Origin of the sequence: Pseudoduganella sp. RAF53_2, from assembly GCF_052113985.1 — a bacterium.
Classification (GTDB): Bacteria; Pseudomonadota; Gammaproteobacteria; order Burkholderiales; family Burkholderiaceae_D; genus Rugamonas.
This window is the reverse complement of the sequence record NZ_JBFRDW010000026.1, coordinates 1-19,334: the sequence shown is the minus strand read 5'-3', so window position 1 is coordinate 19,334 and position 19,334 is coordinate 1. Positions and strand designations below refer to the sequence as shown.

General features: G+C 61.9%; 17 protein-coding genes and 1 other RNA gene. 4 read left to right on the top strand and 14 right to left on the bottom strand.

Annotated features, from left to right (window positions below; genetic code table 11):
- The 12 genes from ftsW to rnpB form a co-directional block, all read right to left on the bottom strand.
- Window positions 1–1,182, bottom strand: a 1,182-nt coding sequence (gene ftsW / locus AB4Z11_RS03070) for a putative lipid II flippase FtsW (RefSeq protein ID WP_442022733.1), incomplete at its 3' end; no start/stop codon positions are given.
- On the bottom strand, window positions 1,182–2,684 hold the full coding sequence (murD, locus tag AB4Z11_RS03065; RefSeq protein WP_442022732.1) for a UDP-N-acetylmuramoyl-L-alanine--D-glutamate ligase: 1,503 nt from the start codon (window positions 2,682–2,684) through the stop codon (window positions 1,182–1,184). The genes murD and ftsW, both read right to left, overlap by 1 nt.
- Window positions 2,684–3,853: a phospho-N-acetylmuramoyl-pentapeptide-transferase gene (gene mraY, locus AB4Z11_RS03060; RefSeq protein ID WP_442022731.1), complete on the bottom strand. Its 1,170-nt coding sequence runs from the start codon at window positions 3,851–3,853 to the stop codon at window positions 2,684–2,686. The genes murD and mraY overlap by 1 nt, the downstream gene beginning before the upstream one ends.
- Before the next feature lie 2 nt (window positions 3,854–3,855).
- The gene (locus tag AB4Z11_RS03055) at window positions 3,856–5,271 is read right to left on the bottom strand and encodes a UDP-N-acetylmuramoyl-tripeptide--D-alanyl-D-alanine ligase (protein ID WP_442022730.1); all 1,416 of its coding nucleotides are present in this window, start codon (window positions 5,269–5,271) and stop codon (window positions 3,856–3,858) included.
- The gene (locus tag AB4Z11_RS03050; RefSeq protein ID WP_442022734.1) at window positions 5,271–6,803 is read right to left on the bottom strand and encodes a UDP-N-acetylmuramoyl-L-alanyl-D-glutamate--2,6-diaminopimelate ligase; all 1,533 of its coding nucleotides are present in this window, start codon (window positions 6,801–6,803) and stop codon (window positions 5,271–5,273) included. The genes AB4Z11_RS03055 and AB4Z11_RS03050 overlap by 1 nt, the downstream gene beginning before the upstream one ends.
- 8 nt (window positions 6,804–6,811) lie before the next feature.
- Entirely contained in the window at window positions 6,812–8,596 is a 1,785-nt protein-coding gene (locus AB4Z11_RS03045) for a peptidoglycan D,D-transpeptidase FtsI family protein (protein WP_442022729.1), read from the bottom strand.
- Window positions 8,593–8,865 carry a cell division protein FtsL gene (gene ftsL / locus AB4Z11_RS03040; RefSeq protein ID WP_442022728.1) on the bottom strand — a complete coding sequence of 91 codons (273 nt, stop codon included), beginning with the start codon at window positions 8,863–8,865 and terminating at the stop codon, window positions 8,593–8,595. The genes AB4Z11_RS03045 and ftsL overlap by 4 nt, the downstream gene beginning before the upstream one ends.
- The gene (gene rsmH, locus AB4Z11_RS03035; RefSeq protein ID WP_442022727.1) at window positions 8,862–9,827 is read right to left on the bottom strand and encodes a 16S rRNA (cytosine(1402)-N(4))-methyltransferase RsmH; all 966 of its coding nucleotides are present in this window, start codon (window positions 9,825–9,827) and stop codon (window positions 8,862–8,864) included. The genes ftsL and rsmH overlap by 4 nt, the downstream gene beginning before the upstream one ends.
- 12 nt (window positions 9,828–9,839) lie before the next feature.
- Complete coding sequence (gene mraZ, locus AB4Z11_RS03030; protein WP_442022726.1) at window positions 9,840–10,268, bottom strand: division/cell wall cluster transcriptional repressor MraZ; 429 nt, start codon at window positions 10,266–10,268, stop codon at window positions 9,840–9,842.
- 672 nt (window positions 10,269–10,940) lie between these two features.
- Window positions 10,941–11,093, bottom strand: a complete 153-nt coding sequence (locus AB4Z11_RS03025) for a hypothetical protein (protein WP_442022725.1) — start codon at window positions 11,091–11,093, stop codon at window positions 10,941–10,943.
- Window positions 11,094–11,103: 10 nt separating this feature from the next.
- On the bottom strand, window positions 11,104–12,594 hold the full coding sequence (gene glpK / locus AB4Z11_RS03020) for a glycerol kinase GlpK (RefSeq protein ID WP_442022724.1): 1,491 nt from the start codon (window positions 12,592–12,594) through the stop codon (window positions 11,104–11,106).
- Between the two features lie 10 nt (window positions 12,595–12,604).
- Window positions 12,605–12,918: RNase P RNA component class A (gene rnpB, locus AB4Z11_RS03015), an RNA gene on the bottom strand.
- A 95-nt stretch (window positions 12,919–13,013) separates the two neighbouring features.
- On the opposite strand from rnpB, the gene AB4Z11_RS03010 reads away from it, so the two are divergent.
- The gene (locus AB4Z11_RS03010) at window positions 13,014–14,711 is read left to right on the top strand and encodes a thiamine pyrophosphate-binding protein (protein WP_442022723.1); all 1,698 of its coding nucleotides are present in this window, start codon (window positions 13,014–13,016) and stop codon (window positions 14,709–14,711) included.
- 106 nt (window positions 14,712–14,817) lie between these two features.
- Here AB4Z11_RS03010 and AB4Z11_RS03005 read toward each other — a convergent pair whose 3' ends face one another.
- Together AB4Z11_RS03005 and AB4Z11_RS03000 are read right to left on the bottom strand one after the other, a co-directional pair.
- Window positions 14,818–15,345: a hypothetical protein gene (locus AB4Z11_RS03005; protein WP_442022722.1), complete on the bottom strand. Its 528-nt coding sequence runs from the start codon at window positions 15,343–15,345 to the stop codon at window positions 14,818–14,820.
- A gap of 72 nt (window positions 15,346–15,417) precedes the next feature.
- Complete coding sequence (locus AB4Z11_RS03000; protein ID WP_442022721.1) at window positions 15,418–16,497, bottom strand: porin; 1,080 nt, start codon at window positions 16,495–16,497, stop codon at window positions 15,418–15,420.
- A gap of 422 nt (window positions 16,498–16,919) precedes the next feature.
- Between AB4Z11_RS03000 and AB4Z11_RS02995 the strand changes: the two genes are divergently transcribed.
- The 3 genes from AB4Z11_RS02995 to AB4Z11_RS02985 form a co-directional block, all read left to right on the top strand.
- Complete coding sequence (locus AB4Z11_RS02995; RefSeq protein WP_442022720.1) at window positions 16,920–17,897, top strand: MerR family transcriptional regulator; 978 nt, start codon at window positions 16,920–16,922, stop codon at window positions 17,895–17,897.
- A gap of 59 nt (window positions 17,898–17,956) precedes the next feature.
- Window positions 17,957–19,012, top strand: a complete 1,056-nt coding sequence (gene ftsY / locus AB4Z11_RS02990) for a signal recognition particle-docking protein FtsY (RefSeq protein ID WP_442022719.1) — start codon at window positions 17,957–17,959, stop codon at window positions 19,010–19,012.
- A gap of 7 nt (window positions 19,013–19,019) precedes the next feature.
- Window positions 19,020–19,334 (top strand): cell division ATP-binding protein FtsE (locus AB4Z11_RS02985; RefSeq protein WP_442022718.1); only part of this gene is annotated, 315 nt, incomplete at its 3' end.

Here is a 19,334-nt window from a genome sequence, read left to right as displayed (position 1 = left end):
GTTCTCATAGTCGATGCGCAGCAATATGGCGAGTCCGACACAGTTAATCATTACCCCGGTGCCGCCGTATGACATCAGCGGCAGCGTCAACCCCTTGGTCGGCAGCAGGCCCAGGTTCACGCCCATATTGATGAAGGTCTGCACGCCGATCCAGATACCGATGCCCTTCGCCGCCAGTCCCGCAAAGGTCTGGTCGATGGCGATGGCCTGGCGGCCGATCTCGAAAGCGCGTTTGACGATCCAGTAGAACATGGCGATGGTGACCACGACACCAACCAGGCCCAGTTCCTCGCCGATCACCGCCAGCAGGAAGTCGGTGTGCGCTTCGGGCAGGTAGTGCAGCTTTTCCAGGCTGCCGCCCAGGCCCACACCGGTGATCTCGCCGCGCCCGAAAGCGATCAGGGAGTGCGTCAGCTGGTATGCCTTGTTCAGCGCATTCTCTTCTTCCCAAGGATTCAGGTAAGCGAAGAAACGGTCGCGGCGGAATTTGGACAGTGCGATGATGGCCACGAAAATTGTCACCAGCATGCCGGCGATGCCGCCAAACCAGACCGCGTTCACGCCGCCCAGGAACAGGATGCCCATGGCGATGCAGACGATGACGCCGAATGCGCCCAGGTCCGGCTCCAGCAGCAGCAGCAGGCCAACGAAGGCCACCGCGATCGCCATTGGCGCGAAGCCCTTGGACAGGCGGTGCATGTATTCCTGCTTGCGCACCGTGTAGTCGGCCGCGTACAGCACGATAAACAGTTTCATCAGCTCGGATGGCTGGAAATTGAATACCTTCAGCGACAGCCAGCGGCGGCCGCCGTTGACGACCACGCCGAGGTGCGGGATCAGCACCAGCGTCAACAGCACCAGCGTGCCAATGAACAGATACGGCGCGGCTTTCTGCCAGTCTTGGACACGTACGCGGAAAGTCACCGCCGCCGCCACCATCGACACGGCAATGAAGATCGCCTGGCGCTGCAGGAAGTAGTAGTTCTTGTAGGCGGCGAACTTGGGCGAATCCGGCAGCGAGATCGAAGCCGAGTACACCATCACCATGCCGAACAGCATCAGCAGCGCCACGCACCAGATCAGCGGCAGGTCGTACTCCATCATCTTCGAATGGCGCGCGCGGCTATCCAGCGGAGCCGGAGCCTCTGAGCCACCAAAGCGGAATGGAAGCTGGAATGCCATCAGATCTCCTGTCCGGCATCCAGCGCGATGTCACGCACGGTGTCGATGAACACCTGGGCGCGATGCGCGTAATTTTTGAACATATCCAGGCTGGCGCAGGCCGGCGACAGCAGCACGGCATCGCCTGCATGAGCGAGCGAGGACGCACGCCTGGTTGCTTCCTCCAGCGTGGCAAGGTCTTCCAGCTTCACGCCGGTATCGGCCAGCGCAGCACGAATGGCCGGCGCATCGCGGCCAATCAGCATCACGGCGCGCACATAGCGCGACACAGGTTGCGCCAGCGGATCGAACTCCTGGCCCTTGCCATCGCCACCGGCGATCAGCACCAGCTTCTGTTCGCTGCCGGCGAAGGCAGTACCCAGGCCATTCAGCGCGGCGACAGTTGCGCCGACATTGGTGCCCTTGCTGTCGTCGTAGAAGTCGACGCCATTGATATTGGCGACCAGTTCCACGCGATGCGGCTGGCCCTTGTATTCACGCAGGCCATGCAGCAGCGGCGCGAACGGCAGGCCGATGGCGCGGCACAGGGCCAGCGCAGCCAGCGCGTTGGAGGCGTTGTGCGTGCCGCGAATCTGGAGCGCGTCGGCCGGCATCAGTTTCTTGGTGTAGCACTCGACCGGCGGTGGAGGCGGATCGTTTTTCTTGCGCTTCTTCTGCTCGACTTCTTCCGTCGGCTCGGCGGTGGCCAGCCAGTACACGCCACGCTCGTTCACCAGGCCGAAGCTGTGCGGCGTGGTTGGTTCGTCGGTGCCGAAGGTGACGTTTTCCCCGGTTGGATTGGCCATGGCCATGGTCCAGCCGTCGTCGCGATTCAGTACGCGCACCGTGTCTTCGCCAAAGATGCGCTTCTTGTCGTCGGCATAGGCCTGCATACTGCCGTGCCAGTCCAGGTGGTCCTGGGTCACGTTCAGCACCGTGGCGGCATTGGCCTGCAGACTGTATGTCGTGTGCAGCTGGAAGCTGGAGAGTTCGAGCACCCAGGCTTGCGGCAGGGTTTCGTTGTCCATCACCTCGCGCAGCACATCCAGCGCGGCGGGGCTGATATTGCCGGCCACCTTGACGGACAGGCCGGCGCGCTCGCACAGCTGGCCAGTCAGGCTGGTGACAGTGGTCTTGCCATTGGTACCGGTGATGGCGATGACTTTCGGCTCGTAGGCGCGGTCGTCCTTCAGCCATTTCAGCGCCTGGGCGAAGATTTCAATCTCGCCCCAGACAGGAATATTCTTTTCGGCGGCAGCCGGAATGATCTCGGCCAGCTCGCGGTTCGGCGCCAGACCAGGGCTGGCGCAAACGAAGTCCACGCCATCCAGCAGGCCCGCATTGAACGGACCGGAGATGAACTGCGTGCCCGGCAGCTGTTCGCGCAGYGCTGGCAGACGGTCCGGCACGGGACGCGTGTCGGCAACGCGCAACAGCGCGCCACAGCGGGCCAGCCACTGTGCCATCGCCAGGCCCGATTCTCCGAGCCCGAGTACCAGAGCGATTTTGCCGTTGTAGATCATTAGCGCAGCTTCAGGGTTGAGAGTCCGACCAGTACCAGCATCATCGTGATGATCCAGAAGCGCACGACGACCTGAGTTTCTTTCCAGCCTTTCTGTTCAAAGTGGTGGTGCAGCGGCGCCATCAGGAAGACGCGGCGGCCAACGCCATAGCGCTTCTTGGTGTACTTGAACCAGCCCACTTGAATAATCACGGACAGCGTTTCAGCAACGAAGATGCCACCCATGATGAACAGTACGATCTCCTGGCGCACGATCACGGCGATCGTGCCCAGCGCGCCGCCCAGCGCCAGTGCGCCGACGTCGCCCATGAAGACTTGTGCGGGGTGCGTGTTATACCAGAGGAAGGCCAGGCCAGCGCCTGCCATCGCTCCGCAGAAAATAATCAGCTCGCCCGCGCCCGGAATGTGCGGGATGAACAGGTATTTCGAATAGGTGGCGGAACCGGTCAGGTAAGCGAACAGGCCAAGCGCGGAACCCACCATCACGGTCGGCATGATGGCCAGGCCATCCAGACCATCGGTGAAGTTCACGGCATTCGAAGTGCCCACGATCACGCAATAAGTCAGCGCAATGAAGCCCCATACGCCCAGCGGATAGCTGATGGTCTTGAAGAACGGGACGATCAGGTCGGCCTTTGGCGGCAGGTCCATCGAGAAGCCGGACTGCACCCACTGGAAGAACAATTCAAACACCTTCACCGGCGTCGGTGCGGACACGGAGAACGCCAGGTACAGCGCGGCGGCGATGCCGACCAGCGACTGCCAGAAGTATTTTTCGGCCGAGCGCATGCCTTCAGGGTCCTGGCGAACAACCTTGCGGTAGTCATCTACCCAGCCCACGGCGCCAAAGCCCATGGTCACGACCATCACTGGCCAGATCAGGCGGTTGGACCAGTCGACCCACAGCACGGTGGACACGGCAACGGCAATCAGCAGCAGCACACCGCCCATGGTCGGGGTGCCATGTTTTTTCAGATGAGTTTGCGGACCGTCGGTACGCACGGCCTGGCCGTATTTCATCACGGTCAGTTTACGAATAACAGCGGGACCCGCGACGAGGCCGATCACCAGCGCGGTAATCGTCGACATCACCGCGCGGAAGGTGATGTAGTTAAAGAGGCGGAAAGCCCCAATGTCGTCCTGCAGGAGTTGTGCAAGCCAAAGCAGCATGATTAGTGTGTTTCCTTTGTTACGTGTTGCGATCCAATCAAATGCTGCACGACCCGTTCCATTTTCATGAAGCGGGAGCCCTTGATCAATACGGTTGCATCCGGAGTTGCCACGGCCTCGACGGCCTTCAGCAACTCTTCGAATTCTTTAAAGTGGCGCGCGTGAGGCGCCATATGCGCGGCCAGCGCGCCGGTTGCCAGTACGTGGTCGATGCCCTTGCTTGCGGCGTAGGCGGCGACCTCCTCGTGGAACTCCTTTCCTTGCGTGCCCACTTCGCCCATGTCGCCCAGTACCAGTACGCGTGGCGCAGGCGCGGCGGCGAGCACATTGATGGCGGCGCGTACGGAGTCCGGGTTGGCGTTGTAGGTGTCGTCGATGAGCGTGGCGCCATTGGCGGCCTGCTTTTTCTGCAGGCGGCCAGTCACCGGAGCGAAGGCCTCCAGGCCGGACTTGATCTGGTCGGGCGTAACACCCGCCGCGTGTGCGCATGCGATCGCGGCCAGCGCATTCAGGACATTGTGGTCGCCAAAGGCTTGCAGGCGCACCGCGAACGTCGCGGCCGAGCTACGCTCCACAATGGTCACGGACAGATCGCTGCCATACGCCGCCGGCGTCGCGGTGGCGGACACCGAAGCCTCCGGCGACAGGCCGAAGGTCAGCACACGCACACCGGCAGCGAGGTCGCGCCAGATCGGCGTGTATTCGTCGCTGTGCGGGAACACGGCCACGCCACCGGCGGGCAGCGAAGACAGCACGCTGCCATTCTCGCGCGCCACCGCTTCCACGGTGTGCATGAATTCCTGGTGCTCGCGCTGGGCGTTGTTCACCATGCCGATGGTTGGCGCAGCGATAGCGCTCAGGCGTGCAATCTCGCCCGGATGATTCATGCCCAGCTCCACCACGCCGGAATGATGCTGGCCATCGAGACGGAACAGCGTCAACGGCACGCCAATCTCATTATTCAGGTTGCCGCGCGTGGCCAGCCTGCCCTCTTCGCCATGTGCCGCAGCGAGAATCGAGGAAATCATTTCTTTCACAGTCGTCTTGCCATTGCTGCCGGTGACAGCAATCAGCGGCAGCTTGAAGCGCTCGCGCCAGGCATTGGCGATGCGACCCAGGGCCGTCAGCGTATTCGGCACCACGATAGCCGGCAGCGGGAAGCCTGCGGGCAAGGTGTCCACCACCACGGCGGATGCGCCACGCTCGGCGACCTGCTGCAGGAAGTGATGCGCATCATGGACCTCGCCGCGCAACGCCACGAAGATTTCGCCGGGACCGACAGCGCGGCTATCGGTGGAGATGTTCGTGATAACGAGCGCGCGAGCCGCGGCGTCGGCCTCGGCGGAAGGCGCGGCGGCACTCGGCACGAAATGCGCACCRGGCAGGGACGAGAGGATCTGATCGAGCGTCCAGCGCATCAGTTCTGCCTCATCATGGTTAGCCGCGCCGACAGCGCCAGTTGCGCGTGCTCGGCATCCGAGAACGGCATCTTGCGTCCCTTGATTTCCTGGTAAGGTTCATGGCCCTTCCCTGCCAGCAGAATCACATCCGACTTGCCAGCGTGACGCACAGCCGACAGGATGGCCGCAGCGCGGTCTTCCACCGTCAGGAATTCCGAATTCGGATTCTCCGGGTCCATGCCCGCCACGATCTGGCGAATGATCTCCGCCGGCTCCTCGCTGCGCGGATTGTCGCTGGTCACCAGCACGTGCTCGGCCATCTGCGAAATCCTGCCCATTTGCGGACGCTTGCCGGGATCGCGGTCGCCGCCGCAGCCGAACACGCACCACAGGTGGCCGTTGCGGTCATTGGCGACGGAACGCAGCGCTTCCAGGGTTTTCTCCAACGCGTCCGGCGTGTGGGCGTAATCGATCACGATCAGCGGCGCATCCTGGCCGCCCAGCTGCTGCATGCGGCCCGGCGCCGGCGTCAGCGATTCGATGGCGTCGACAGCAGCGCGGAAAGCAGCGCCTTTGCTGAGCAAGGCAGCCATCACAGCCAGCGCGTTCGATACATTGAACGGCCCCACCAGCTGGGTGCGCACATGGGCATGGCCAAAGGACGAATCCAGATTGAATTCGGTGCCCTGGCCACGGCTGCGCAGCGCGCTGGCCCGCATCATCTGGATGCCCGGGATGTTCGGCTGCGAGGCCACATCGCGCAGGGTGTAAGCGATGACGTGAGGCTTCGGTCCTTTGCGGCCCTGGATATGCTTGATGATGCGCGGACCGGCAGGATCGTCCAGATTGATCACGGCGGTTTTCAGGCCCGGCCACTCGAACAGCTTGATCTTGGCTGCCTCATAGGCTTCCATGTTGCCGTGGTAATCGAGGTGGTCGCGCGTAAGATTGGTGAAGATCGCCACGTCGAAGTGCATGCCGTCGGTACGGCCCTGATCGAGGCCGATCGACGAGGCCTCAATCGCCAGCACAGCGGCGCCATCGCGGCGCATCTCATCCAGCTTGCGGGCCAGCAGCACTGCATCCGGCGTGGTGTAGCCGGTTTCATCGAATTCCGCCTCGACGCGCGCGCGGAACATGCCAACGCCCAGCGTGCCGACAACGGCAGCCGTTTCGCCCAGCTTGGCCAGCGCCTGTGCAGTCCATACGGCGCAGGAAGTCTTGCCATTGGTACCCGTCACGCCGACGGTAAACATGCCGCTGTCCGGCATGCCGTAGTGGGCGTGCGCAATCGGACCGGCCAGACGCTTCAGACCATCCACCGCCAGCTGCGGCACGTCATGCGCGGCATCCCATTCATAGCCTGCACCGTCGTACACCACGGCAGCGGCGCCCGCTTCGATAGCGGCGCCGATGTATTTGCGGCCGTCGTTGGCATCGCCGGGATAGGCGAAGAACACATCGCCGGCCTTGATGCGGCGCGAGTCGGACGCCAGCTGCGCATCCGGGGCGGCCGCCTTGATCCAGTCGTTAATTTCTTTGATGGTCATCGTAGTCATTACATGGCCTCCGGTCCGGTGTCCGTCGGGATCACGATTTCGGTGACGGAGGAATCAGGAGGCACGTTCATGGCGCGCAGGGCGTTGACCGCCACCGCGGAGAAAGTCGGCGCGGCAACCTGGCCGCCAAAGTGGCCGCCCTGGGTTGGTTCGTCGATCATGACTGCGATAATGAAGCGCGGCGCGGACATCGGCACGATGCCGACGAAGGAGCCGATATATTTGCGCGGCATGGCGTAGTGGCCGTTTTCGACCTTGTACGCGGTGCCGGTCTTGCCGCCTGCGCGGTAGCCCGGAATCTGGGCCTGCTTGGCGGTGCCGTCCTTGCCGGAAACCACAGTCTCCAGCATTGCGCGCATCTCGCGCGCCGTTTCCGGCTTGATGATTTGCTGCCCGCGCGGAGCCTCGTTCACGCGCTCGAAGGACAGCGGAATCGTATCGCCATCGCGCGCGAACATCATGTAGGAACGCGCCAGCTGGATCAGCGACACGGAGATACCGTTACCGTAGCTCATGGTGGCCTGCTCGACAGGACGCCAGGATTTATAAGGACGAACGCGGCCAGCGACCGCGCCTGGGAAGCCCCATTTCGGCTGCTGGCCGAAGCCGACCTTGGTGAACATCTCCCACATCTCTTGCGAAGGCATGCTCAGTGCGATCTTGGAGGTGCCGATATTGGACGACATCTCAATAATCTGCTGCACATTGATCACGCCGTGCGCCTTGGTATCGCTGATCGTGCGGTCCAGGATGGTGAACTTGCCGGGACCGGTGTCGATATAGGTGCTCGGCTTGACGCGGCCCGTGTCCAGCGCCAGCGAAACGGTGATCGGCTTCAGCGTCGAGCCAGGCTCGAAGGAGTCGGTCATCACACGGTTGCGCAGCTGGGCGCCGGTCAGAGCGCGGCGATCGTTCGGATCGTAGCTCGGATAGTTGGCCAGCGCCAGCACCTCACCCGTGTGCACGTCCAGCACCACGGCGCCACCGGCCTTGGCGTGGAACTTCTCCACCGCGCCCTTCAGCTGGGTGTAGGCGATGTACTGGATCTTGCTGTCGATGGACAAAGTCAGGTCCTTGCCGTCGTGCGGTTCGTGCTTGGCGCCGATGTCTTCAACAATGTGGCCCAGCCGGTCCTTGATCACGCGGCGCGTGCCGGGAATACCGACCAGGTTCTTTTGCTGCGCCAGTTCCATCGATTCCTGGCCCACGTCTTCCACGTTGGTAAAGCCGACCACGTGGGTCGTCACTTCACCCTGCGGGTAGAAGCGCTTGTATTCCTTGCGGGTGTCGATGCCTTCGATATCCAGCTTGGCGATCTTGTCGGCCACGTCCTGCTCCACCTGGCGTTTCAGGTAGACGAAGTTGCGGTCCGAGTCCAGCTTCTTGCGCAGTTCCGATTCCGGCATTTCCAGCAGGCCGGCCAGGGCGCGCAGCTTTTCCGGCGGCGCCTGCAGCACATCGTCCGGGATCGCCCAGATGGCTTTCACTGGAATGGACGACGCCAGCACCTGGCCGTTGCGGTCCAGGATCTTGCCCCGCGTCGCTGGCAACTCCAGCGTACGCGCGTAGCGGATCTCGCCCTGCTTCTGCAGGAACTGGGTCGATACACCCTGCAGCCACACGGCGCGTACGGCCAGTGCCGCGAAAGCGATGAACAGCACGATCATTACCAGGCGCGAACGCCACATCGGCAGGCGCACGGCCAGTACAGGGCTGCTGTTGAAGGAGACGCCTTTCGAGCGCGCCACGCGCGCGCCGCCCGCTCCGCCGGATGAGCGCATCATTGTCCGCCCTCCGTCAGATATTGAGTACGGTTCGGCGTCAGCGGCGTCATGTTCAGGTCACGGCGCGCAATCTCTTCGATGCGGGCGTGCTTGCCCAGTTTGGACTGGTCGAGCTGCAGCTGGGACCATTCGATATCCAGCTGCCTCGCCTGCGTTTGCGCGCGTTCCAGGTCGATGAACAGATGGCGCGCCTGGAACTGGGCGTTAACCAGCGACAGGGCGCAGCCCAGCAGCAGCGCCGTCAGCACGATGTTGATCTTATTACTCATTGCGCGCCTCCCGTGGCAGGAAGGCGCATGGCCACACGCATCACGGCGGAGCGGGCGCGCGGGTTCTCGTCCACTTCACGGTCGGATGGCTTGATGCGGGCCAGCAGTTTCAATTCAGGCTGCGGCAGGTCGACGGCCTTGATCGGCAGGCGCCGGTCCGGCTGCTCCACCTTGGCTTTGGACGCGAAGAACTGCTTCACCATGCGGTCTTCCAGCGAGTGGAAGCTGATGATGGCCAGAATGCCGCCAGGCTTGAGGGCGTTGAAGGCCTGGTTCAGGACCGATTCGAGGTCCTCAAGCTCTTTATTGATGTAAATCCGGATAGCCTGAAAAGTGCGGGTGGCCGGGTCCTTGCCCTTTTCGCGAGTCTTGACCGCGCCTGCCACGATACCGGCAAGCTGCCGTGTGCTTGAAATTGGTTCGACTGCCCGGCGAGCAACAATCGCCTTTGCAATCTGAAAAGCAAACCGTTCTTCCCCATATTCTTTTATCACCTTTTCCAGTGTCTGTTCGGATTCTGTGGCGAGCCACTCGGCCGCCGACACACCACGCGTGGTATCCATGCGCATGTCGAGGGGGCCGTCGTTACGGAAGCTGAAGCCGCGTTCCGGATCGTCCACCTGCGGCGAAGAGATGCCGAGGTCGAGCAGAATGCCGTCCACGGCGTCGACGCCGCGTTCGGCCAGCGCTTGCGCCATGGTGGCGAAGCTGTCGTGCACGATGGTGAAGCGGGAATCGCCGAGTTGCTCGGCGGTGGCAATGGCTTGCGGATCTTTGTCGAATGCGATCAGGCGGCCGCCCTGCCCCAGACGGGACAGGATCAGGCGCGAATGGCCGCCGCGGCCGAAAGTGCCGTCTATATAGATGCCGTCGGCGCGTGCGCCGGCCAGGTCGAGCGCATCAACCGCTTCATCTAACAGCACCGTACGATGCTGGAATTCTGGCACCGCTGTTGTGGTCATTGCGCGCGGGCCTCAGAAGGAGAAATCGGAAAGGGAATCAGGCATGCCCACCTCGATGGTGGCAGCCTCGTTCTCGGCGCGCTTCACAGGGTCCCAGATCTCGAAGTGGGTCAGCATGCCGGACAGGACGACGTCGCGGCCAAGGCCAACGGCGTCGCGTAATTCAGGGGCAACCAGGATACGGCCGGCCGAGTCCATCTCGACGTCGACCGCGTTGCCCAGCAGGATACGTTGCCAGCCGCGGGCCGACATCGGCCACTGCGCGATCTGGTCGCGTTTCGCTTCCCACAAATGGCGTGGGTACATCAGAAGGCAGCCGTCCGGGTGTTTGGTAAGCGTGAGGCGTCCTTCGCACTGAATTAACAGTGCGTCACGATGCTTGGCCGGAATAGACATCCGGCCTTTCGCATCGAGAGTGATTGCGGAAGCGCCCTGGAACACGATTTACCTTCTCTGGCCTCTGATTTCGTTCAACTATTGCGGCTCAAGTTCCGCCAAAAAATCCCACAAAACTACACTTTTTCACACTGTCGCCCACTTTAGAGTAAGGAAACAAGCCGGTCAAGCGATTTCCGGCTGCGCGAACACGGAATTTATCAATGAAATTAAGGACTTAGCGCCGATCCTTGAAGAATGCATTAAGCAAAATTTATAGAGAAATTAAATACTTAGGCAAGATAGTGAAAGTGCTACCTCATCTCTCTTGAGTTCGCCGGCGGGAGAAAGTGACCAAAAAATAAATTGAAACAAAACCATTCAGTTGCCGTCCGACAACGATCCCGTCGCGCGGCGACAACGCCGGAGCGCCGCCGGATCAGTTCGGGGAAAACGGTGGAGTTTCTCGGGAATCGACGGCCTGGTGCGCCTTGCGCGCGATGAAGGGAAGTACGAAAAATCTCTGGGCAGGCGATTCCAATACAGCTAACGAGGGTCAATCTTAGCCGCACGGACGTGATTTGTATAGACAACTTACGCAACATCGGGCGCGGCGGCGGCTCCTATTATAAGGTGCCGCTTCACCGCCCCTGCGTCACGCACGGCGGATCAATGATCCGCCCCTACGCTTATTCGTAGGTGACGCCTACGCTCAGGACAATGTAGGGCCGTTTCGCTTCATTGCGCAGCGGCGTCTTGTGGGTCAGGCACCAGCCGCGGCGCCAGCGTGTGGTTGACGGCCACGTAGCGGCCATCGCAATCCTTGATGAAGAAAGCGACCTCGGTCAGCGCATCGAACACCGCCTCGATGGCGTCCAGTTCCACTCCCAAGGCCGCGCCATCATAGCGGCGCTTCCCAGGACTTGGCGCGCTCGGTGGCGCGCGCCCAACGCCCCAGCAATGCCTCGCGCTGGTCCGCGCTCATGGTTGGCGTGAAGCGCCGTTCGCAACGCCACTGCGCGGCGATTTCTTCCTGCGATTCCCAGAAGCCCACCGCCAGCCCAGCCAGATAGGCCGCGCCAAGCGCCGTCGTCTCCGTCACTTGCGGTCGCACGACCGGCACGCCCAGCAGATCGGACTGGAACTGCATCAACATATCGTTGCGCGCTGCGCCGCCATCTGCACGCACTTCAGCCACCGGAATGGCCGCGTCCTTCTGCATGGCCGCCAGCAGCTCAGCCGATTGATACGCAATCGCTTCCACCGCAGCGCGTGCGATGTGCGCCTTGGTGCTGCCGCGTGTCAGGCCGACGATGGTGCCGCGGGCATACGGGTCCCAGTGCGGCGCACCGAGGCCGACGAAAGCCGGCACGAGGAACACGCCGCCGCTATCCGGCACGCTTCCCGCCAGCGCTTCCACGTCGCCCGATTGCTGAATGATGCCCAGGCCATCGCGCAGCCACTGCACGGTGGCGCCGCCCATGAAGACCGAGCCCTCCAGCATATAATCGGTTTCGCCGTCCACGCGCCAGCCAACCGTGGACAGCAAGCGATTGTGCGATACGCGCGGATGGCGGCCGGAGTGCATCAGCATGAAGCATCCGGTGCCATAGGTATTCTTGACCATGCCCGGCTGATGGCAAGCCTGACCGAAGGTCGCGGCCTGCTGATCGCCAGCGATACCAGCCACTGGAATCTCGCCGCCGAACAAGGCCGCGTGCGTGTCGCCGACTTCCTCGCTGGACGACACCACCTGCGGCAGAATTTCTTCAGGAATGTCGAACAGCGCCAGCAGGTCTGAATCCCAGCGCATGAGGTGAATGTTGAACAGCATGGTGCGCGAGGCATTGCTCACGTCCGTAATATGCACGCCGCATAATTTCCACGCCAGCCATGAATCGACGGTGCCGAAACACAGCGCGCCTTTGCGCGCGCGCTCGCGGGCGCCCGGCACGTGATCGAGAATCCATTTCAGTTTGGTGGCGGAGAAGTAAGCGTCCAGCTCCAGGCCAGTCGCTTCGCAGATCTGCTTCGCTTTGCCGTCCGCGCGCAGCTGCTCGCAGTAGTCGGCGGTGCGGCGATCCTGCCACACGATGGCGTTGGCGATTGGCTCGCCGGTCTTGCGGTCCCACACCAGCGTGGTTTCGCGCTGATTGGCGATGCCGATGGCGCGCACGTCTTTCGCTTCGACGTGGTTGTCGGCGAGGACCTTGCGCGCCACGGTGAGCTGGCTATTCCAGATATCGTTGGGATCGTGCTCGACCCAGCCGGGCTGGGGGAAGTGCTGGGGATATTCCTGGGCCGCGCATCCAGCGATGTGGCCCTGGTGATCAAACAAAATGGCGCGGGAACTGGTCGTGCCCTGATCCAGGGCCAGTATGTATTTTGTCATCGGTAGTATTCAGTGAAGCAAGCCGATAGGCCGGATTTTGTTACGGCGCTTTCGCGCTATGACAGCCATTCCTCTAGGCGACGGATTGCTCCGCCGCTCAAGCTTTCTACCCGCACGCTCCGCGAGCAGCATCATCGCGTGCCTATTTGAAATTGCACCAGGTGGAGGTTACCGCGTTTCACCGTAACTTAATACGCTCGTCTCTGTGGCCCTATTCCTCGCCTCACGGCGGACGGCCGTTAACCGTCACCCTGCTCTATGGAGTCCGGACCTTCCTCCCGCTGACGTATTGCTACGCCAGCCAGCGGCTGTCTGGCTTGCTTCGGGCGGTATTTTACCAAAATTGGTGTCGCAGATAGGAAAGCCGCTTATGCGCCGCGGGAATAGAATGCACCATCACCTATAAAAGAGGCAAGAACATGACGCAATCTTCTCGTTCCGGCGGCCAGCTTCTGGTCGATGCGCTGAAAGTCCACGGCGTGGACACCGCCTTCGGCGTCCCCGGCGAAAGCTACCTGGACGTGCTGGACGCCCTGCACGATTCCGGCATCCGCTTCATCATCAACCGCCAGGAAGGCGGCGCAGCCTTCATGGCCGACGCTTACGGCAAGATGACGGGCAAGCCGGGCATCTGCTTCGTGACCCGCGGCCCGGGCGCCACCAACGCGTCGATTGGCGTGCACACTGCCTTCCAGGATTCGACCCCGATGATCCTCTTCATCGGCCAGGTCGGCAGCGATTTCATGGACCGCGAAGCCTTCCAGGAAGTGGATTACCGCCGCATGTTCGGCCAGATGGCGAAATGGGTGACTCAGATCGACCGCGCCGACCGTATGCCTGAATACATCGCCCGCGCTTTCCAGGTCGCGACCAGCGGCCGTCCGGGTCCGGTCGTGCTGGCACTGCCGGAAGATATGCTGACCTCCAAGGCCACCGTGGCCGACACGCGCCGCTATGTGCCGACGCAAGCATCGCCCTCGGCCGCGCAGATCGCGCAGCTGCGCAGCATGCTGTCCGAAGCCAAGCGCCCCTTGCTGCTGCTGGGCGGCGGCGGCTGGAACGACCAGGCCTGCGCCGACATCAAGCGCTTCGCCGAAGCAAATTCGCTGCCGACCGCTTGCGCCTTCCGCTTCCAGGACCTGCTGGACAACACGCATCCGAACTATGTGGGCGACGTCGGCATCGGCATCAATCCGAAGCTGGCCGCACGTGTGAAAGAAGCGGATGTGCTGATCGCCATCGGCCCGCGTCTCGGCGAAATGACCACCAGCGGCTATTCGATCATTGCCTCGCCAGTACCGTCGCAGCGCCTGGTCCACATCCACGCCGATCCGGAGGAACTGGGCAGCGTGTATCAGGGTGAACTGATGATCGCCTCCGGCATGCCGCAAGCCGCAGCGATGCTGGCGGCCATGGAACCCGTCGATGCCGGCGCCTGGCGCAACAGCGTGGCGCAGGCGCGCGAAGAATACGCGGCATGGCAGGTGCAGCCGTCCATCTTCAAGGACAACAGCGCGCCGCTGAACCTGTGGCAGGTGGTGCAGGACATGCGCACTCACGCGCCAGCCGACACCATCATCACCAACGGCGCAGGCAACTACGCGACCTGGGCGCACCGCTACTGGCCATACGGCGCAATGCGCACCCAGCTGGCGCCAACCAGCGGCGCCATGGGCTATAGCGTGCCGTCCGGAGTGGCCGCCAAGATCATCGATCCTTCGCGCACGGTGATTACCTTCGCAGGCGACGGCGAATTCCTGATGAATGGCCAGGAGCTGGCGACTGCAGTGCAATACAAGGCTGGTGTGGTGATCGTGGTGTTCAATAACCAGATGTTCGGCACCATCCGCATGCACCAGGAACGCGAGTATCCGGGCCGCGTGTCCGGCACCACGCTGCACAATCCGGACTTTGCTGCACTGGCCCGCGCTTACGGCGGCCATGGTGAAATCGTGGAGAAAACCGAGGACTTCGCCCCTGCCCTGCAGCGCGCGCTGGCCTTCTCGCGCGAACAGAGCCTGCCGGCGCTGATCGAACTGCGCTACGACGGTAACCTGATTACGCCGGGCGCGACACTGGAAACTCTTCGCAAGAACGCTATCGCAGCGGGCAAGTAAACCCAAGCGACACCTGGTGGCAGCCACTGCGTGGCAGCCACCGATGACGAGCCGCGTGCCAAGGTGGCCGCCACGCAGTGGCTGCCACCAGAATCTGGTTCGGGTTTTAGCCCTGCGACGGCGGTGCCGGCTCGTGCTTGTATTCGGGATGCGGCGATTCCGCCTTCGACGCCGGGCAGGCTTTGCAAGCCTTCATCTTGGCGCCGAAATCCTTCACCCTGGCCAGCACCATGGGCATGGACTGGTCATCGCAATAGCCGCCATCCAGCGTCAGCTTCTCGCCATCCGGCGAGAACTTGCCGCTGATGGTGCGCACATCCTCATCTTCCAGCTGCACCGTGAAATACATCATCTTGCCGCGCGGGTCGACGTTCACATCGCTCGCGACCACCGGCCAGCTCAGCGCGCCGGCCGTGTACTCATAAATCACCGTATCCACTTCCGCAAAGCGCTGCAGCGTGATGCGCTGGCCGCCATACTCCCCGCTTTCCGGATGCACGCACAGGTCCGAGTACACGGCCATGCCGTAGCGCGGGAAGCCCTCCGTCGGCTTACCCTTTGGCGCAGCAATGGCCGCCGTCAGCGCGGCGGAGGCTAGCAGGACGAAGCCTGCGGTCAGATAGGCTGTTTTCATGTCCGGAATTGTACCCCGGATAAAAAAACGGCCGCCCGAAGGCGGCCGCTTTGGCATCAGATGAAAATCCGATTAGAAGGAGTGCTTCATGCCGATGTTGAAGGCTTTGTCGCCAGAACCAGCTTCGGTGTTGTTGCCAACGGTGTAGGAAGCGCCGTTCTTGTTCTTGATCTTAGCGAAAGCCAGGTAGGTGCTGGTGCGCTTCGACAGAGCGTGGGTGTAGCCGATTGCCCACTGGTCAGCGTCGTGGCTGAAGCTGCCGCGATCGTCAACTTTGGAGTAGGAAGCCAGCACGGTGCCAGCGGTGCCGACTGGTACCGATGCGCCAACCAGGTAGTTGCGGTTGTCGGTCGAAGGATCGACAGCAGCGGTGGTGTAGGCGGTAGCGTTAGGCAGCGGGGTGCTGTTCAGGCCCTTGTTCTGACCGAACATGAAGTAAGCCTTGGCAATCTGGAAGTCATAGTTCACAGCCAGCAGGGTGTTGTGGCCGATGTCGCGATCGGTCACGGTTGCGCCAACAGCGGTGTCGTTGTTGTGGTTCATGTACGCCAGACGGGCATTCAGAGGACCGTTGGAGTAGTTGATGGATGCGCTGATCTGACGGCCAGCGGATGCCTTGTTCTGCTCGCCGAAGCCGTAAGCCACGTCGCCGCTCAGGCCCATGAACTCAGGGGTGTGGTACAGCACGGAGTTGCTGAAGCGCTGGTTGTTGCCCGAGGCTGGGAACAGGTTCTTGGCGGAACCAGCCAGGCCTGCCTGGAATGGGTCACCAACTTGTGCCAGGGCGTTGTACCATGGGGTGTATTGACGGCCCAGGGTGATGGTGCCGGCGTCCTTGGAGGACAGGCCTACGAAAGCCTGGCGCTGGAAGATCGAACCAGCAACGTCTTGTTCGCCGGTATCGGTGCGGAAACCGCCTTCCAGAACGAAGATGGCGTTCAGGCCACCGCCCAGGTCTTCAGTGCCCTTGAAACCGATACGGGAAGCGCTTGCTGCACCGCTGGTCACCTTGGTCACGTTACCGTTTTTGCCGCCTTGCTCATAAACAACACCGGCATCGACGATACCGTAGATTTGTACTGCGGACTGTGCGTGGGCTACGCCAGTGGTGGCTGCTGCCAGAACTGCGAGGGAGATCAGAGTCTTTTTCATTGCTATCCTTCTATTGCTATTCAGGGATTATTCACTACCTGCTCGTATCCACAGCTCATGGCTGTGGGGAGGCGGCACTATACTGAGGGATTGGTTTTCCAGCAAGTGTCAGGGCGAAAAGGATGTCAAGCCTTTGCGCAGGCGGAAATTTTAGCTGATCAGCAAATTTTCTGCAGAACACTACGGGATGTCCACAATTCTATTCATACAGAAAAGCAACGAATTGTCACTTTTTTGTCCACGACAAAGCTCGTGACAAAAAACGAAACTGTTCAAATCTTTCAAATGTGAAGCCGGTGTCGTGGACAAGGGCGTATTGTGGGTCTTCATAGGGAAAACCCGTGAAAATTTGATGCAACTTCCCGCTAAAAAACGCGGTTAGAATGCTCAACGCCAAACCACCTGAGAGCGCTTTTCGCCGAATGAATACAAGTGCCACATCTTTAACAATCACTTCGACTATCAGTGATGTCGAACGTGACACCGGCGTGGCCAAGGAAACCTTGCGCGTGTGGGAGCGGCGTTACGACTTCCCCCAGCCGCAGCGCGATACATTCGGCGAGCGCGTCTACACACCCGAGCAAGTCAGCAAGCTGCGCCTGATCAAACGGCTGATTGACCTGGGCTACCGTCCGGGCAAGGTAATCCAGTTCAGTACGGCGGAACTGCAGGCGCTGGCCCTGAAGGCTTCGCGCGCCAGCAAGGCGCCGGCCGTTGTCAGCCATCCTGATCTGCAAGGCTATGTGGATCTGTGCAAGAGCCACCAGATGGAAGCCTTCCGCCGCCGTCTGGCACAAGCCATGCTCGTGATGGGCCTGAAGAGCTTTGTCATCGATCTGGTGGCGCCTCTGATTACCTATATCGGCGAAGCCTGGGCCAGCGGCCAGTTCGCCGTGTTTGAAGAACATCTGTTCAGCGAGTCGGTCCAGATCGTGCTGCGCGGCGCCGTGGCGTCCGTTCCGCAAGTCAATCATGGCGCCGGCGCGCCCCGTCCACGCATTCTGCTGGCCACCCTGCCGCAGGAGCGCCACGGTCTGGGGCTACTGATGGCCGAAGCCCTGGCGGCGGCCGAAGGCGCGCACTGCACGTCGCTGGGTGTGCAAACGCCGCTGCCGGACATCGTTGAAGCAGCCCGTTCCATGCAAGCCGATATCGTCGCCTTGTCCTTCTCTGCCACCGTCAATCCGCGCCACGTGCTCGACAGCCTGCGCGAGCTGCACGCCCGTCTGCCGGAAGGCGTAGACATCTGGGCTGGCGGCGCCAACACCGCCCTGCGCCGCCGCGCGCCGGACTTCGTGCGCGTGCGCGAGCTGAATGAAATCAGCAATGCCATCGCCGACTGGCGCCAGCGCCAGCGCGCCCCGGTCCAAGCCGCCGCGGATGGCGCGGCCGCAGACTGATTCCCACAGGGCCACTCTGGTAGAATACGCGGCTCGAAGGGCCCTCTACCGCACAATCCATGTTCAGTTTTTTCAAGAAAAAACCAGTCGTTCCTGAAACGCCTGCGCCCGCCGTTGCGCCCAGTGCGCCTGAGCCGGTGCCACAGGCGACCGCCGAAGTGGCCAGCGACGCCGTCGGTCCTCTTGCTTTTGAGGTAGAGACCGCCGCACGCCCGGAAAAGCAATCCTGGATGAACCGCCTGAAGGCCGGCCTGTCGAAGACTTCGGCCAATCTGTCCGTGCTGTTCATCGGCGCCAAGATTGACGACGAGCTGTACGACGAGCTGGAAGCGGCCCTGCTGATGTCCGACGCCGGCATCGAAGCCACCCAATACCTGCTCGACGCCCTAAAGCGCAAGGTCAAGGAAGACAAGCTGCTAGACGCCGCCGCCGTGAAGCTGGCGCTGAAGCAGCTGCTGATCGAGTTGCTGGAACCGCTGGAAAAGCCGTTCGAACTGGGCCGCCACCAGCCGCTGGTGATGATGATTTCCGGCGTCAACGGCGYMGGCAAGACCACCACCATCGGCAARCTGGCCAAGCATATGCAGGCACACGGCCAATCGGTGCTGCTGGCGGCCGGCGACACCTTCCGCGCCGCCGCCCGCGAGCAGCTGATGGTCTGGGGCCAGCGCAATAACGTCACCGTGATTTCGCAAGAGTCGGGCGACCCCGCTGCCGTGTCCTTCGACGCGGTGCAGTCCGGCAAGGCGCGCGGCACCAATGTGGTCATGATCGACACCGCCGGCCGCCTGCCGACCCAGCTGCACCTGATGGAAGAGCTGAAGAAGATCAAGCGTGTGATCGGCAAGGGCCTGGAAGGCGCGCCGCACGAAACCTTGCTGGTCATCGACGGCAACACCGGCCAGAACGCCCTGGCCCAGGTGAAGGCGTTCGACGATGCCCTGCAACTGTCCGGCATCATCATCACCAAGCTGGACGGTACTGCCAAGGGCGGCATCATTGCCGCCATCGCCCGTGTGCGCCCGGTGCCGGTGTACTTCATCGGCATCGGCGAAAAGATTGAAGACCTGCAGCCCTTCAATGCGGCTGAGTTTGTTGAAGCACTGCTCGCGTAAGGCCTCCATGATCGAATTCCAGCACGTCTCCAAGCAATACACTTCCGATGCTGTCGCCCTGCGCGACATCACCCTCACCATTGCCAAAGGCGAGCTGGTCTATCTGGCCGGCCCTTCCGGCGCCGGCAAGTCCACCCTGCTGAAAATGATCGCCGCCATGGAGCGCCCGACGTCGGGCCAGGTGATCGTCAACGGCCAGGACATCGGCAAGCTCAAGGCCGCCGGTGTGCCCTTCCTGCGCCGCAACCTCGGCCTCATCTTTCAGGAACAGCGCCTGCTGAACGACCGCTCCGTGCTGGCCAATGTGATGATGCCCCTGCTG